Genomic DNA, 17,444 nt, shown 5'->3' with positions numbered 1-17,444 from the left:
AAGCCAAACAGCTGAAAGTAGCAACAACAAGATCTATTCACAGTGTGACCGAGGCTTGCCGTTCAAGACTCAGTCACACTGCAAACGCCTTTATGCTTCTTCCCTACAAGGAAGCTTAAAGATATAACGACTATAATTACGTGACCCTTGGAGGACACTATGTCTGAATCTGTACGCGGTAAGTTAGGCAAATTTGCCCTACTCTCCATGACATTTGCAGCGGTATTTAACGTTCGCAACATTGTAAACAACAACATCGAATTGGGATTGAGTTCAGCCCCTATCTTTTTGCTCGCTACCCTTATTTACTTTATTCCATTCGTGTTCATCATTGCTGAATTCGTATCCGCAAATAAAAACTCTGAGTCAGGCATGTATGACTGGCTTAAAAAACCGTTAGGCTCAAAAGCAGCCTACCTAGGTTCGTTCCTATACTGGTTCGTAAACCTTTTCTGGTTTGTATCACTGCTACCAAACGTAATCGCTTATGCGTCTTACGCGATGTTAGGCTATGAATACGCCTTCTCGCCAGTCGTCACATCGGCCATCTCGATTGCTCTGTTTGCAGCAGCGACACACATCTCAACCAAAGGCGCGAGCTGGTTAGGTAAGATTGCAGAGATCGTGGCATACGGCGTATTCGCTCTATTCGCAATCTACGTTATCGGTGCACTGATGGCGCTAGGCGGTAACCATGAACCAGTAGAACCAATCACACTAGAAGCGATGACACCAACCATCAACTGGGCGACACTAGGTATCATGTGTTGGATCTTCCAAGCAGCCGGTGGTGCAGAAACCGCAGCCGCTTATCTAAATGATGTTAAGGGCGGTCACAAATCTTTCATCAAGGTCATCATTGGTGCGGGCATCGCAATCGGCGCTATGTACGCAGTTGGCTCTCTATTGGTAAACGTATTCGTTGCTCGTGACGAACTGACCTACGCTGGCGGTATGGTTGAAATCTTCACTGGTATGGCGAACTACTTCGACATTTCACAATCTCTAACGGGTCGCTTCGTCGGTATTATCCTATTCGTTGCCATGTTCGGCTCAATGATGATGTGGACAGCGGCTCCAGTAAAAATTCACTTCTCAGAAATCCCTAAAGGTGTTTACGGTGAGAAGACAACAGAGCTTAACGAACACGGTGTGCCAGTGCGTGCAGCTTGGTGGCAATTCGCATTTGTATTCGTGATGCTTGTGGTTAACGGTTTTGGCTCTGAATCAGTACAAGACATGATGAACACAGCAATCAACCTAACGGCTGGTACAGCAATGCTTCCGCCTATCTTCATCATGGTGGCGTACTTTGTATTCCGCTTGAAGCATGACGATACACCGCGTGATTTCCGCATGGGTACTCGCGTTCAAGGCATGGCTGTTGTATCGGTACTTATTGGTATCTTCGTTGTGAGCATGACGGCATCGGCATTCCCAACAGGTGTTGACCTAATGCAAGCCTTCTTCGTCAACGTATTCATGACAGCGGTATTCTCTGGTATTGCATGGTGGTGGATCTCTCGCTTTGAAAAGAAGCAAGCAGGTAAAGACGCAAAGCTAGCAACGGCTAAGCAGTCGTAACACTCAGCATGAGCCCCAACTTAAAAAGCGCCTATCAAGGCGCTTTTTTTGTTTTAAATCAGATAATTAAATAACAAACCAAGAAAATAAAAACGGCATTCTGTCAAGGTTTCAGTTCACGAAAAACACCAATGAATAGGTAATAAAACTCGAATAAAAACCAAGGTAAAATATTAACTAAATTTATTTACCCGAGGTCACATATTTGATCAATTTCGATTAACTTCCCGCCGCTTAATCTTTAATCTTCTTGCTGAAGAGACAAACTAATTCATATAAAAAAAGCGACACAAAGCCCCTATAAGCCTTATAAATCGTCGCTTATGAAACAAGCAATCTCTTCAATGAACGTCTTAATCTTTAACTCTTTGTTTTGGTAATAACTTTACTGAAATACCAGAGAGAAAAAGCCCAAAGAAGTCCGATCGTAAATCTATAAAAACAACAATGAGCCAACCCTGACAAAACAAAGCGGGTGTTTGCCAAACCAACATAACAATAAAAGTGCGGCCTAGAGCTTCCCTCTCTAGGACCAAGTTATAACGATCATCAACGTGATTCACCGGAGAACATCATGTCCGAAAATAAACGCAGTACGATAGGCAAATTTGCCCTACTGTCTATGACCTTCGCGGCGGTATACAGCTTCAATAACATCATTAATAACAACATCGAGATCGGCCTTTCTTCGGCTCCGATGTTCTTTCTAGCAACCATCTTTTACTTTGTGCCTTTTTGTTTGATCGTTGCAGAGTTTGTGTCACTGAATAAAGACTCTGAAGCGGGTGTTTATTCTTGGGTTAAAAGCTCGCTAGGCGGTCGCTGGGCGTTTATATCAGCTTACACATACTGGTTTGTTAACCTGTTCTTCTTCACCTCTCTGCTACCTAGAATCATCGCTTATGCGTCGTATGCGTTCTTAGGTTTTGAATACATCTTCACGCCAATGACCACCGCAATTCTAAGTACCATTTTGTTTGCGGTCGCGACTCATATTTCTAACAACGGCGCGAAATTACTGGGCCCTATAACGTCACTAACATCATCACTGATGCTGCTACTAACGATGTCTTACATCTTGCTATCTGGTGGTGCTTTGGTAGGCGGTATCGAGCCAGCAGACCCAATCACCATCGAAGCCATGACACCAAGTTTTAACTGGGCGTTCCTTGGTGTAATCACTTGGATCTTCATGGCGGCAGGCGGTGCAGAATCGGTCGCGGTTTACGTTAACGACATCAAAGGCGGTCACAAATCTTTTGTTAAAGTGATCATCATCGCGGGTATCTTCATTGGTGCGCTTTACTCGGTAGGGTCTGTGTTGGCGAACGTATTTGTTGCTCGTGAAGAACTTAAATTTACTGGCGGCTCAGTTCAAGTTTTTGAAGGTCTAGCAAGACACTTTGGACTGTCTGAAATCTTGATGAACCGTTTCGTTGGTGTGGTTTCATTCACAGCTATGCTGGGTTCTCTACTGATGTGGACAGCGACACCAGTTAAGATCTTCTTCTCTGAAATCCCTAAAGGCATCTTTGGCGAGAAGACTGTCGCGCTTAACAAACAAGGTGTACCAGAGCGTGCGGCTTGGGTTCAGTTCTTCATCGTAATTCCACTGATGTTCATCCCAACACTGGCGTCGGACACAGTACAAGACTTAATGAGCACCATCATCAATATGACAGCCGCAGCCTCTATGTTGCCACCACTGTTCATCATGATTGCTTACCTTCATCTACGTGTAAAACTTGACCATCTACCTCGTGACTTCCGCATGGGTTCTCGCCGAGTAGGTATCACCGCAGTGTCGATTCTTATCGCTATCTTTACGGTTGGTTTCTTTGCATCAACCTTCCCAACGGGCGCAGACATCATGACCATCATCTTCTACAACGTGGGCGGGATTGTGATCTTCCTTGGCTACGCATGGTGGAAGTACGGTCAATACGAGAAAAGCTTATCTCCAGAAGAGAAGAAACTAGAAGCAAAACCTGAAGCGGCGAATGCTTAGTTTGACTCCACATTCTGATTGAAAACTTAAGGCACTCCCATTTGGCGAGTGCCTTTTTATTTGTGGGTACATTTCCACTCAATCCCCCGTTTTCACCAAAGCCATTCAAGAAAGAAGATATTCGAGTCAGCAATCTAACTACCTACAAAATAATTCACAACCTGAATACCTGCAACCCCAACCATGCCTCTGCAAATTCAACTTAAAGTCAAAATAAAAACAAGGTAAACATTTACTAAAAATAGATCACACTTTTGACCCTAATTAATTTTAAACATCAAAATTATCATTAATATCGGTTTTGCGATCGTAAGTAACCTGACCAATACGCCTTAAGAACACCCCCTATTAGAAGTCAAGACTGCCTACGAGCCTTCATTTATTAACCCGACATAGAAGTGAATAAAATGAAATTTAGTTTTACTAAAACCACTCTTATTACAAGTTGCATTCTTGCTGCCTTAACTGCTAATGCAAACGCTGAAGAATCAGCGGCAAATCATAGTGACACTCAGCCCCCTGAAGCTGCCTCACAAACTCTATTTAACTTTTATGGTGAGCTTGGTCTAGGTGGTCACGTTGCATTAGAAGGTGATGACAAGGGTCGCTACGCTGATGGTACATACATCGAAGCAGGTCTCGCTATCGAGCATGGCAACTGGTTTGGTCTTGCATATATGGAAGGTTGGACAGTACAAGCCGACGATGAAGGCAATGCATGGGCAACTGGTCATGGTTGGGGTGGCTTTGAAGGTGGTTTTAACCGCTTCTACGCTGGCTACCGCACAGATAACAAAACAGAGTTTATTGTTGGTCGTATGGACTCTTCACTGGATGACGTTCAATGGTGGGGCGATGCAACCGTCGAATACGGCTACGCAATATCTAACACTCGCGATGTAAACGTAGGGGTAAAAATTCAAAACTTAGAAGGCAAGCTTCGCTACAGCGTTTCTTTCGCTCCTGAGTCTGACTTCTCTGAAGATGACGCTCTTATCCATTTCGGTAAATACGATAGCTTTGCAGACCAATGGAAAGACAAGAACGCCATGGTCAATGGTTACTTACAATATGACCTCACTGATGACCTAACATTAATGGGAGGCGGTGAAGTCCGTAATAACGATGGCGGAGAGCTATTCCTATTGGGTGCTGAATACAAAAATGTTGCTGCACGTGTTTGGCACGATACAGACAAGGGTAACCAAGAGTCTTTCGGTAGTGAGTCTGGCATTCAAACCAGTGCATGGTACGAAGCAGCACAAGGCGTATACCTATCAGCAGCCTACAACTACGCAAACTTCGACGGCGACAATGGTGAAAAAGAAATCACCTCTTACATCAATGCTGGCGTTTGGTACGAATACGGCAACGGCGCATTTGCGACTGCCTTCGATAGCCGCTTTGGCGTAGGCAGCGATACTGAAATCGGCGACGCGCAAGTGTTCGCAATGCAATACTTCTACTGGTAATAACAGGAACTCATCATGAAACTGAATAAATCATTCGCAGCTCTCGCTATCGGTGCAGCACTTGTTGTTACTGGTTGTGCATCAAACTCTGGCTCAGAACAACTGCAAGCTAACGAATTTAAGAATGTTATCGACCGCACTGGCTCACCAGAATATATGCGTGACTACGACTTCGATGACCACCAACGTTTTAACCCATTCTTCGACCTTGGCGCATGGCACGGTCACCTACTGCCAGATACTGCTGAAGGTATGGGTGGCTTCCCAGGAGCGGCACTACTTACTGAAGAATACATCAACTTCATGGCTGATAACTTTGACCGCCTAAGCGTGTTCAAAGATGGTAAAAAAGTCGCATTTACCATGGAAGCTTACAGCCTGCCAGGTGCATTAGTTCAGACACTAAAATCTGACGATGTAACGGTAGAAATGACGATGCGTTTTGCTTCTAACCGTACCTCTCTGCTAGAAACGAAAATCACCACTGACTCGCCAGTTGAGTTAGTGTGGGACGGTGAACTGCTTGAAAAAACACACGCTAAAGAAGGCGTAGCGCAAACCGACAAAACCATTGCCGAGACTTACCCTGACTACAACCGCCAAATCGTCGCAACCGACGATGGCTTAAAAGTGACTTTCGGTAAGGTGCGTTCAACGTGGGATCTATTGACCTCTGGCGAATCTGAATACCAAGTTCATAAGTCGATTCCAACGAAAACGACTGTTGACGGCCTAGCGTTTACTTCAACCGCAAACATTGAAGAATCAACCACTGTTTACACGACTTACTCGCATGTTCTTACTACTGAAGAAGCACAAGCCGAGCAGCCAGAAATCAAAAAGATCATGGCAAACCCTACCGACTTTTTAGCTGCATCTGCAGAACGTTGGGAAGGCTACCTAGAGATGGGGTTAACCAACCCGAACGCAACGCCTGAACAAGAGCGTGTTGCGGTAAAAGCGATGGAAACCCTAAACGGTAACTGGCGTGGTGCTGCAGGTGCAATGGAGTTTGACTCGGTTACACCATCAGTAACAGCACGTTGGTTCTCGGGCAATCAAACTTGGCCATGGGACACATGGAAACAAGCCTATGCAATGGCTCACTTTAATCCAGACGTGGCGAAAGACAACATCCGCGCGATGTTCGCTTACCAGATTCAGGCTGACGATGCCGTTCGCCCATGGGATGAAGGCTACGTGCCAGATCTATTGGCTTACAACCTAAGCCCAGAACGCGGCGGCGACGGTGGTAACTGGAACGAACGTAATACCAAACCAAGCTTAGCGGCATGGGCAGTAATAGAGGTCTACAAGACCACCAGAGACGAAGCTTGGCTTGAAGAGATGTATCCAAAGCTAGTGGCATACCATGATTGGTGGCTACGCAACCGTGATAACAACGGCAACGGTGTTCCAGAATATGGCGCAGCGCGCGACAAAGCACACAACACACCTGAAGGCGAAATGTACTTCACCGTGGTTCGTGGCGACAAACATGAAACCGTCGTAGGCCAAGCAGCACTAGATAAAGTCGTGGCTGAAGGTAACTACGATTACATCGAAAGCCCAGCTCAAACGGCAGCGTCTTGGGAATCAGGTCGTGATGATGCCGCCGCTTTTGGTTTCATCGATAAAGATCAGCTAGACGCATACGTTGCTAACGGCGGCAAGCGCAGTGACTGGGATGTTGAGTTCGCACAAAACCGCGCTGAAGACGGCACACTACTAGGCTACTCACTGCTACAAGAGTCAGTTGACCAAGCAAGCTACATGTACAGCGATAACAAGTACCTAGCAGAAATGGCTGACATTCTGGGCAAAGATACTGAAGCGAAAGAGTTCCGTGAAAAAGCCGAACACCTATCAAACTACATCAACACTTGTATGTTCGATGAGGGCACAAACTTCTTCTACGACATTCGCATTGAAGACAAACCATTGGCGAACGGCTGTGCGGGTAAACCAATTGTAGAGCGCGGCAAAGGCCCTGAAGGTTGGTCACCACTGTTCAACGGTGCAGCGACTCAAGATCACGCTGATGCGGTTGTCTCTGTGATGAAAGATACCTCTGAGTTCAACACCTACGTTCCATTGGGTACTGCAGCACTATCGAGCCCAGCATTTGGCCCAGATATTTACTGGCGTGGACGTGTATGGGTAGATCAGTTCTACTTCGGCCTAAAAGGCATGGACAGCTACGGCTACCGTGACGATGCTATCGAAATGGCAGGTGCATTCTTCGACCATGCTGATGGTTTGGTACAAGACGGGCCAATTCGTGAGAACTACAACCCATTGAACGGTGAACAACAAGGCGCACCAAACTTCTCTTGGAGTGCGGCTCACCTATACATGCTGTACAACGATTTCTTTACCGACGCAGAGTAAACCAAATCTATACCTGTCTTCTGAAATTCAATGAAAAGATAACATCATAAATTTCAGGCTTTGGCACTCAGTATCTCGCTGAGTGCCTTTTTTACACCTGAAGCCAAATAATCGAACAAACAAGTTCTTAAACTATTTGGCCTACTATGATCCTTTTACTCTGTTCACTGTACTCCGCAAGCACAGACAAGCTTTTATTCACTAAAAACAAAGAGTAATCTTGCTATAAAACTCCGCTCAAAAATTTCATCACTCACACAGAAACATTGGGCTCTGAAGACTTATTCGAATTTTATTTATCCTTATTAGTCTTCCGGACATTAATTTGATATGCGTTTACTAAATAATCGCTAAACTATAGTGTCGCCTACCCCTTTTTTGAGAAAACCTAAATGCCTAATGCTGGTTCCACCCTAAATAAACGTATGGGAATCGTTGCGCTCACCTGGCCAATTTTTATCGAAGTTCTTCTAAGAACTGCACTCAACACCAGTGATGTCTTCATGTTATCGGGATACTCAGACAAAGCAGTGTCTGCCGTTGGTGTTATTTCTCAGATATCCTTTTTTCTGATCATTGTCTCGACCATGGTCAGCAGTGGTACGGGGATTTTAATCGCGCAATACAACGGTGCCTCTCGCACTCAAGAGAGCGCTCACGTGGGTGTAGCGAGCATCATTCTGGCCATTATTGCCGGTGTGCTACTGAGTGTTATTGCAGTTCTTGTTGCTGAATATTTTATCCCGCTCTATCAACTCGAGCCTCAAGTCGAACAGTACGCGCAAGAATACCTGTTCATCAGTGGCGCTCTCACTTTCAATGTAACCATAGGTGTGGTTCTCACCACAATTCTAAGAAGTCATGGCTATTCAAAGTCACCGATGGTGATCAACATGATTGCAGGTGTCATCAATGTAATCGGTAACTACTGTGCCCTATATCAACCTTTTGGTTTGCCTGTATACGGCGTACAAGGGGTTGCGACCGCGACCGTAATTAGCCAAGTGATCGGGATGTTGATCTTGATTGGTGTGGTTAGAAGCAAAGGCATTGACCTACCAGTGAAGCAGTTTAAATCTGTGCCTAAAGCCATCTATCAAAAAATCATTAAGATCGGCTCGATGAACGCAGGAGAAGTGCTCTCTTATAACATGGCTCAGATCAGCATTACCTTCTTTGTCGTGCAGATGGGTACGTCTTCACTGGCTGCGTTTACTTACGCACAAAACATCGCTCGCCTCTCTTTTGCATTTGCACTGGCAATTGGTCAAGGTAGCCAAATCCAAACTGGTTATTACATTGGTAAGGGTTGGATCGACGAGATTACCAACCGCGTGCAACGTTACTTTGTGGTTGGTTTTATCGCTTCAACGACGATTACCAGCATTGTTTATGTGTTCCGTTTCGACATTCTCGATCTGTTCACGCAAGATCCAGAGATCATTGCGCTGGCTGCCGCACTGATTGCGGGCTCCATCATTCTTGAGGCTGGCCGAGTATTTAACCTGATCTTTATCTCTTGTCTAAAGGCAGCTGGCGACATTAAATTCCCGATCAAAATGGGCATTCTCAGCATGTGGGGCATTGGGGTTACCATGAGCTATTTACTTGGTGTGCATTGGGGGTATGGGGTATTTGGCGCTTGGATGGCAATCGCGATGGACGAGTGGTTCCGTGGAATCATCATGGCTTATCGCTGGCGAGCGAAGAAATGGACTCGATTCTCTTTTTAGGTTGTTGTTGATACGTCTAAATTTATCTCGACCAAAAGAAAAAAGCGCTAGGGGGAGCTAGCGCTTTTAAGACCAACTAAGTCCGTTTAGCTTGGCAGTTTTTTAAGCCGCATCATAAGGATATAACCAATCTTTTCACTTAGGTAAATCAAAAGTCTATTCTTTACGACTGCTTTGAATCGTAAATTAAGTATAGTCGGGTTCTTATAATAAGCCGGATTTTTCTAAAATTAATTCAGATAAAATTGGCGACCAACCTGCAAAGTAAACTACCCGGAAATCACAGATGAGATCGCATTAGTAATCAATTTTCTAAGTAGTTTATTTTTATCATCTAATTGCTTTGTCTTTCTATAAACAAGCTGGATATCAAAATCTGGAACATCAATCGGTGGTTTCACAGCCAACAAGGTTTCTTCACTATCAATATCCTTACGCGCGACAAGCTTGGGAACAATACAAAGTAATTCTCTACCACGAATGAGCCGTTTTACTGTTAAAAAGTTACTGGAAGCTACAGCCACTTTCCGGCTAAGTCCTAATTCAGCCAAACGAATATCAACTCCCGTTTTTAAAGCTCCGGCTGGAGAAACGAGTGCGTGCTCGACAGCAACAAATTGTTCTAGCGACATCGGGTCCTCAATAGATAGAACCGATTGATCAAGTAAACAAACATGCTGCTCCGTATACAAATGCTTTGTTCGATATTGCTTTGGTACCTCACCAAAGCTGCCTATCGTCATATCAAGCTTGGCATCTTCAAAGACTTGCTGGTAGTTACTCCGGTTTACATTGAACAACGCTACTTGGGAGTAAGGAGAGGATTGCTTAATAAGATCAAACAATATTGGAGCGAACATCTGCTCGGCATAATCAGTGAGACCTATCTTCCAAGTCCCTTTATAAGTCTCTGCATCAAACGATTTAGACAGCAGTACCTCTGACTGGATGGTATTTAGTAGTGCTTCGACGGTACTGGATAATTCGATGGCTCGGTCGGTCGCCTCCATCTTGCTACCCACACGCTCAAACAAAGGGTCATCAAACAACTTCCGGAGCCTTTGTAAGCTATGACTCATCGCGGATTGGCTGATATAACAGCGTTCAGCGGCCTTGCTAACGCTGTTGGTTTTATACAACGCCTGCAGTGCAATCAACAAGTTAAGGTCAATCCCTTTCCAGTTAAAATCAGCCATAAAACAAAACCCATATCATTCATAATTATAATTAAAACAATTAATTTGAATCATAGTTCAACTCCACCTAAATTACGCTAAACATTTATCTGGAATCGATCATGCTTTCAATTTTTAAAACCTTTTTCTGGCTTGGCTGGATTAGCTTCGGTGGACCTGCAGCACACATTGGCTACTTCCGTAAGACATTTGTTGAGAAACTGAATTGGTTGTCCGACGAAGAGTACGGGCAAATTGTCGCCCTTAGTCAATTTCTTCCGGGCCCAGGCTCAAGTCAAGTTGGCTTCGCTGTCGGATACAAAAAAGGTGGCTTAACTGGTGCGATTGCAGCATTTGTGGGGTTCACTTCTCCATCTGTCATTCTAATGCTGATATTGGCTCTAGTGAGTAACCAGTTGTTGGAAGCTCCGCTGTTCATCTCAATCATTCACGGGCTTAAATTACTTGCCGTTGTGGTTGTTGCTGATGCCACTTTCGGTATGTACAAAAACTTTTGCCAATCGAAAATCGCAACCGCGCTGTGTGTCATTACCGCCATTATTTTGCTTTTGATTCCAGGGATCTGGCCTCAAGTGTTGGTTCTAATATTTGCAGCTATGGTTGGCAGTAAGTTCTTAACCTCACAAGAGCTAAAAACGATACCTTCAACACAAAAAATATCGGTAACGCCTCTCGTGATTTTTGTTGCTTTACTGGTTGGCGTGCCTCTATTCAGTGCTTACTCTCAAGGCATTGAAGTGTTTGGCCTGTTCTATCAAGCAGGCAGCCTAGTATTTGGTGGCGGCCATGTGGTACTTCCGCTGCTACAAAATGGTATTGGCGACCAACTGTCTCAAGATGCCTTCCTAACAGGTTATGCAGCGGCGCAAGCAGTACCAGGCCCGATGTTTACGTTAGCCACTTATCTAGGTTATGTGTTGATGCCATCAGCACCGATCACCGGCGCCCTACTCGCAACGATTGCTGTGTTCTTACCGGGCTTCTTATTGCTACTGGGTGTACTGAAGAACTGGCAGGCGATTGCAAGCAAACCTTTAGTGGCCGGGGCACTTACAGGTGTGAATGCGGCGGTTGTAGGTTTGTTATTGGCAGCGCTATATCAACCCATCTTCACAAGTGCAGTGAGTAGTGGCTTAGATTTCGCTCTGATCATTGTAGGTGTGTGGTTATTGAAAACCGTGAAGCTACCTATTGTTGGATTGGTAGGGTTGTTCATGGTCTTTGGCGCAATGACAGAACTGGCGGTCTAATAGGTTTAAGGTAAGAAGTAAGCGAATCGCTTGCTTCTTACTTTCGTCTTTCATAATTTAATCTACCTAGCACCCGCTATATAATTAGTAATTCCATCTCAAAGCTCATGCTATCGAGTATTGATCTCTTAGCCAAATATCTCAGCTAAGTCATTCATCGTTCTTAAATCTTAAAATAGAGAGTATTCTCATCTCTCGCCTACCTCGTGATACGTTATCGAGTATCAAACCGCAGAAAAAAGACATCACCGCGATCAAAGCTATTGAGCTAGACAAAACAGCTGTAGGTAGCCTTTCAACCAACCCAGTATCAACAAAATCAACAATGACGGGGATACCCAAGATCAATGAAATAAGACCAAGCAATATCGAGAGTACTCCAAAGAAAAACATCGGCTTTACATCTCTCAATAAGAACAAAATAAAGTTAAGAATTTTGATGCCATCGCTCAAGGTGTTCAGTTTGCTGGTAGTCCCTTCAGGTCTAGATTGGTATTGAGTCGAGACTTCTTTGATTGACATATTATGGTGTAACGCATGCACGGTAAGTTCTGTTTCTATCTGGAAACCATCGCTGAAGATAGGTGCGGTTTTGACAAATCTATGGCTCATAATTCGATAGCCAGAAAACACATCATTCAATTGCGCATTGAATGCCAAGTTAATCAGAGATGAAAACATCTTATTGCCAAGGATATGTCCTTTAGGGTAAGCCATTGAAGTTCGCTCGCGACTGCCAATGATCATATCGAGCTTTTCATTATTTAGTTGGTCGATCAACGCTGGACATACTGACGCGTCATAAGTGTCATCACCATCAGCCATCACATAGATATCAGCGTCGATATCAGAGAACATCCGCCTCACGACCTCTCCTTTACCTTGGCGCGGCTCATGTCGCACAATCGCCCCAGCTTGTAACGCCTCGTTGACCGTGTTGTCAGTTGAATTGTTGTCGTAAACATAAATAGATGCATCAGGTAAGGCTTGTTGAAAAGACGTAACCGTTTCGCCAATGGCTCCGGCTTCGTTATAACATGGGAGTAATATCGCGACTTTCTGTTTATTCATGCTCACTCCTTACTTTAAAAACTCGATAACCATCCTCAATTCCATCATATGTAACGTCTAACCAAGCCGGAATATTATCCCCATGAAGTCTTCTAACTAAAGAGTCTTCGCTTCCAGAATCCTTTAGGAGAGTTAAATGAGGGTCATTACCGATCAATATATAATCAACCTTTTTATCGACTATTTTGTTTCTTGCTAGAAGCATGTCCTCTTCTAACATCACTTCGATTAAAAATCGGTTACCCACAATATTTCTATGATAAGGCGCGGCGATTATACTGTTGTTCGTTTTAGCCAATACAGGTGCGCCCGTTTCTATTCCTGAAAGAATTGTATGAGAGTTGATACCGTTATCTTTTAGCACCTTAAAGATGACCGATAACTTATCGGTCTCATCAAGTTTGGTAGTCACTTCCTCTTCTGGAGACAAAGCGAGAATGACAAACGCTAATGCCAATGGAGCACCTGAGATAATAACCAGCACTTTCAGTAGTGAATACCTAACGTATTCAGACACCTTAATAACAAAATATGCTTGGAAAGGTGCCGCTAAAACAAAACACAACCTCATTACCCTAATCTGCCAAAACATCGCAAGGGCTAAATTAAACATAAAAATGAGGTACAAGATTGCACAGTGCGGGTTTTTATTTCGAAAGAATGGATACAACATTGCGGGAACTAATAGCAACAAATAATTATCCACTGAAAAAAAACCATTCATTGCTATGTATGTTGCGACAGATTTAGCTTCTGCAACTTGATCAAGCCAATACAATTTTAGTATCGGTGGGTAATCAATAAACAAAGCACTAGTCAGTGAGGGGTAAAGAATAACAACCGGAAATAAACACAACAAACCAAGAAAAATAAACAATGAAAATCTTTGAGTTAAATTTTTTCTATTATTAGCCAATCGATTGTAAGCATTGACAAACACCCAACCACTAAAAAAAGAAGGATGATAATAAATGAGACCTCATCATATTTAAAAGAAAAGAACTCATCATAAGGCCTATTTAATAAAACAGCAAAAGTTCCAAAAATCGAACAAGTTACATATAGCTTAGAGACATAACTAAACCACTCGTCACGAACGAAGCAGTAATACACAGTATAAATAATTAAGAAAATCATAAACAACAAAACATTATCCATCCCAGTCCATAGAGATAGAGACAGGAAAACGGCCTGAGCATACACTCGCCATGATTGTCTTAGGTTGTTGATAGAAGTCGGGGTTACTGATAAGAAGAGCGTGGCCAAAATAAGTTGAATATTATGATGGTCAATAGAACCAGGTAAGAAGTGTATTATTGCAGGAGAAAAAATAGCAAACATCGTGCTGATAAAGCGGTACTTAGCGCCTAAGAAACGTTCGCATAAGTAAAAGCACGATAATGCGAAGAACAATAAATAAAGCAAAGGGACAATAGAAATCGAGATAGCATAAGCAAGGCTATCACCAACCATAAATATCAATGGGAAAGCGACCAAAGAGAGCATTAGATCAGGAAATCGAGACCAATGAATAATAACACCGTCATCGGCATTAAAGTTACTCATTGGCTCTAGGTACCAATGGCCATTCCTCATCCACTCCTGAAACTGAACAAAACGCATATAATCGTCATTGTCATTCAGGTTGAGTATTGAAATGCTTTCCCACTTATAAATAAATATCAAAATGGCACATACGAACCAAATTACAGAAATAGCTATGATGTCTTTGTTAAAATTATCACTTTTAGGCAATATGAATATCCTTTTCATTAAGCCAAATTCAAATCACTATTGTTCCATCTCTCTCACTTCCGCTAGTGCTCTGTTTAAGTTTTCATTTGCTACTTTGTAGTAAGATGATTTTTTATCGATAGCTTGTTGTAAATATGGAACCGCCTGATCAGGTTTTCCTTGTAAGATCAGGAAGTAGCCAACGTTATTCAACGCTTCTGGGGCGTCCATGTGCCTCATGAACACGTTGGTGGCCTTTTTTATATCCCCAGAGGCTAAATAAATAAGTGCTAGATTATTCTGAGCTTTTTCATTATTCGGTTCTAACTCTAAGGCTGAACGCGTGTATTGATACGCTTCCTTGTAGTTACCATACATGTAGTGGGAGTAGCCCATATTCAACAAAGCTTTGACTGAGCTTTTATCTATCGTTAGTGACTTTTTGAAGTACTCTTGTGCGATCTGATGCTTTCCGTCAACATCTTCCAATACACCAATCCCCATATAAGCTAATGCTGGAGACATGCTGTCTACCTTCAAACTGGCCACTTCACTTTGGCTCAACGCTTGGTAATTTTGGATTGTTTCACTACTTTTCAAACGAACTTGGTCTGAATTTATCGCTTTAAAGAAATAGCTTCGACCTTCATCTGTACGGCGTTGCTTTGTATACAAAACACCTAACTGCTCCAATACTTCGGTGTGGGCTGGGTTAAAGTCTAGCGCAGCTAGGTAAGCTTTCTCGGCCAACGCATAATTACCGCGAGACGAATGTATTTGGCCAATAGTGAACAAGGTTTTATCGTGAAACTCTTTTTCAGGGAAGGACAAGGAACGTATATATTCATATAAGGCCAAGTCTATATTGTTGTCTCGCAGAGCAATGTCACCGCGCATAATTGCTTCTTTTTCATTTAGCGGTGGATCATCACTAGTCAAAGAATCGATTGGTTTACCAGAGTACAATTCTGCATCAAATTGATTAGTCGGTTCATCCGAAGAAGCACAACCAAGAAGCAAAATTGGCAATAGTAGTAGAAGAAACTTATTGTATAACATCATAAACTTGCTCCCGGCGCAGTTAATGCGTCCATTACGATCAATAGTCCTGGGCCAAGTGCGACAATGAAAAAGCAAGGCCAAATAAATATCAACATTGGGAATAACATTTTGGTCGGTATTTTCGCCGCAATTTCTTCAGCGGCTTGCTGACGTTTATCTCTAAAGTCTTCAGTATAATCACGGAGTGTTTGCGCTAAACTCCCCCCATTCTCGATGCATGAGAAAGCAAAGAAACCAAACCTTCCAACTCGACTAAACCAGTTCGTTCGATAAGCTGCCTAAGCGCATCAGGCATAGTGACGCCCGCTTGAATTTTAGCAAATACAGTCTCTAGTTCATCCGCAAGTTCAGGTTGAGAGACATAGAGCTCAGACGCTACGCGCCCAAGAGCGGCATTAAAACCAAGCCCAGATTCGGTACACACAACAAGAAGATCAAGCGCATCAGGAACACCGTTTCTTATTTTTTTCTGACGCTCTTTTTGTAACTTACTCAGAACAATATTTGGCGTAAATGTTCCGAGAAAAACACAGGTCATGATGAGTAAGTTATTGTAGTCTCCACCCAACGATATGTAATAGACCATAAAAGCAGCGACGATACCTATTAAGCTAGATAAAACCTTCAACGCATAGAAAACTGATAATGAACTCTTCTCATGGAACCCAGCATGCATCAGCTTTTCTGAGTAAGTTTCATTATCTTTTTTATTACCTTTACTTATAAAAGGGCTTAATGATTCAAGCGTATTTGAGAAATTATAGGGCTTTCTTCCATCAGCCCTCCCTTCTTCAGATATTTGTCTTAGCTTCTTGTCTAAAGGAGATCGAGCACCTAAAAACAGAAATCCAACAGTCAATGTTAACAAGACAGTAGTAAGCAAAATCATCGCATAAATAACCACCTGAGAGCTGATCCCAAACTCTTCTAACATCTGCTTCCAGACTTCAATATTGAGTAGTTCCATAAGTTAAATCTCTATGCTAATGATCTTTTTAATCCACAAGGCCCCGATGGCCAAAAGAACAATACCGACACTGACCATCGATAAACCGCGCGGATCTTTATAAAGTGGCTCGATATATTCGGGACTAGCCACCCGTAATGCGAAAAACAAACCAAAAGGGGATAACGTTAAGATCCATGCTGATAAGCGACTTTCAGCAGAGAGTGTTTTTACCTTCCTTTCCAGTTTAAAACGCGCTCTAAGTACTTCAGATACCTTTTGCAGGTTCTCAGATAAGTTACCCCCAGTCTCTTTTTGCAACATTACGGCACTGGAAAAAGCCAGCATTGATACGGTGGGGACTCGTTCTGTCATCTGTAAAATCGCTAGACGTAAATCATAACCATAATTAAGTAAATTATAGGTGTTCTTAAATTCAGTACCTATTGGGTCAGGAAGCTCTTCGCCAACCTCATTAAATGATTGAACGAGCGGTTGTCCTGCTTGTAAGGCACGTCGAATAATATCCAACGCCTCAGGAAGTTGCTCTTCAAATCGAGCCATTCGGTAAGTCACTCGGTTTTGCACAAACAAGTAAGCAATGACCCAAACGAAAATGAATGCCGCTACACTTATGAACCACACTTGGTTAGTCATTATCGATATCAATGAGAGCAATACAGCACAAAGAGAAATAATCAGTAAGAATCGGCTTAAAGCCACTTTCATACCTGCGAGTTCCAACATTTTTTTCAAGCCCGCGAAAAAAGAGATAACGATGAGCTTACGGTCCAGCGGGGAGAGTTCTTTGTTATAGTGCTCTTTGAGTAATGACAAACTCTCTGCATCGATATTACGTTGCGTCTCTTTTAAGCGACGAGACAACTCTTTATGCTTCGCTTTCTTACCAGCAGCAGGTAACAACAACGCTTGGGAAATAAAAAGCACTGCGATAAACAATAGGCCTAATGAAACGCTTACATTGTCCATAATCTCT

The 17,444-nt window shown here is 43.1% G+C and carries 10 protein-coding genes and 2 pseudogenes; 6 read left to right on the top strand and 6 right to left on the bottom strand.

Features of this window, described 5'->3' with window-relative positions:
• The first annotated feature begins 159 nt into the window (after nt 1-159).
• The 5 genes from AB8613_RS12070 to AB8613_RS12050 all read left to right on the top strand — a co-directional run bounded on the left by AB8613_RS12070 (nt 160) and on the right by AB8613_RS12050 (nt 9,188).
• A complete protein-coding gene (locus AB8613_RS12070; RefSeq protein ID WP_285954280.1) occupies nt 160-1,584 on the top strand; it encodes an amino acid permease in 1,425 nt (474 codons plus the stop codon).
• 574 nt (nt 1,585-2,158) lie between these two features.
• The gene (locus AB8613_RS12065) at nt 2,159-3,592 is read left to right on the top strand and encodes an amino acid permease (RefSeq protein ID WP_086715307.1); all 1,434 of its coding nucleotides are present in this window, start codon (nt 2,159-2,161) and stop codon (nt 3,590-3,592) included.
• A 407-nt stretch (nt 3,593-3,999) separates the two neighbouring features.
• Nucleotides 4,000-5,064, top strand: coding sequence for a protein YgjJ (gene ygjJ / locus AB8613_RS12060; RefSeq protein WP_086715310.1), 1,065 nt, complete (start codon nt 4,000-4,002; stop codon nt 5,062-5,064).
• Nucleotides 5,065-5,079: 15 nt separating this feature from the next.
• The gene (gene ygjK, locus AB8613_RS12055; protein ID WP_372383866.1) at nt 5,080-7,455 is read left to right on the top strand and encodes an alpha-glucosidase; all 2,376 of its coding nucleotides are present in this window, start codon (nt 5,080-5,082) and stop codon (nt 7,453-7,455) included.
• 392 nt (nt 7,456-7,847) lie between these two features.
• Nucleotides 7,848-9,188: an MATE family efflux transporter gene (locus AB8613_RS12050; RefSeq protein ID WP_372383865.1), complete on the top strand. Its 1,341-nt coding sequence runs from the start codon at nt 7,848-7,850 to the stop codon at nt 9,186-9,188.
• Between the two features lie 269 nt (nt 9,189-9,457).
• Here the strand turns inward: AB8613_RS12050 and AB8613_RS12045 are convergent, their stop codons facing one another.
• Nucleotides 9,458-10,384 (bottom strand): LysR family transcriptional regulator, encoded by a 927-nt coding sequence (locus AB8613_RS12045; RefSeq protein WP_372383864.1) that lies wholly within the window; start codon nt 10,382-10,384, stop codon nt 9,458-9,460.
• A gap of 101 nt (nt 10,385-10,485) precedes the next feature.
• On the opposite strand from AB8613_RS12045, the gene chrA reads away from it, so the two are divergent.
• Nucleotides 10,486-11,634, top strand: coding sequence for a chromate efflux transporter (gene chrA / locus AB8613_RS12040; protein WP_146492044.1), 1,149 nt, complete (start codon nt 10,486-10,488; stop codon nt 11,632-11,634).
• Between the two features lie 150 nt (nt 11,635-11,784).
• On the opposite strand, the gene AB8613_RS12035 is transcribed toward chrA, so the two are convergent.
• The 5 genes and pseudogenes from AB8613_RS12035 to AB8613_RS12015 all read right to left on the bottom strand — a co-directional run bounded on the left by AB8613_RS12035 (nt 11,785) and on the right by AB8613_RS12015 (nt 17,437).
• Nucleotides 11,785-12,705: a glycosyltransferase family 2 protein gene (locus AB8613_RS12035; RefSeq protein WP_372383863.1), complete on the bottom strand. Its 921-nt coding sequence runs from the start codon at nt 12,703-12,705 to the stop codon at nt 11,785-11,787.
• A pseudogene (locus tag AB8613_RS12030) lies at nt 12,698-14,478 on the bottom strand (hypothetical protein). Before AB8613_RS12030 ends, AB8613_RS12035 begins: the two are co-directional and overlap by 8 nt.
• 18 nt (nt 14,479-14,496) lie before the next feature.
• Nucleotides 14,497-15,501, bottom strand: a complete 1,005-nt coding sequence (locus tag AB8613_RS12025; RefSeq protein WP_019824863.1) for a lipopolysaccharide assembly protein LapB — start codon at nt 15,499-15,501, stop codon at nt 14,497-14,499.
• Nucleotides 15,498-16,468: pseudogene (locus AB8613_RS12020) on the bottom strand (type II secretion system F family protein). The gene AB8613_RS12025 and the pseudogene AB8613_RS12020 overlap by 4 nt, the downstream one beginning before the upstream one ends.
• Before the next feature lie 3 nt (nt 16,469-16,471).
• On the bottom strand, nt 16,472-17,437 hold the full coding sequence (locus AB8613_RS12015) for a type II secretion system F family protein (RefSeq protein ID WP_048615562.1): 966 nt from the start codon (nt 17,435-17,437) through the stop codon (nt 16,472-16,474).
• Nucleotides 17,438-17,444 lie beyond the last annotated feature (7 nt).

The organism is Vibrio sp. BS-M-Sm-2, assembly GCF_041504345.1.
Taxonomy (GTDB): Bacteria; Pseudomonadota; Gammaproteobacteria; order Enterobacterales; family Vibrionaceae; genus Vibrio; species Vibrio satsumensis.
The sequence above is the reverse complement of the archived record's forward strand: the minus strand, read 5'-3'. Positions and strand labels throughout refer to the sequence as shown.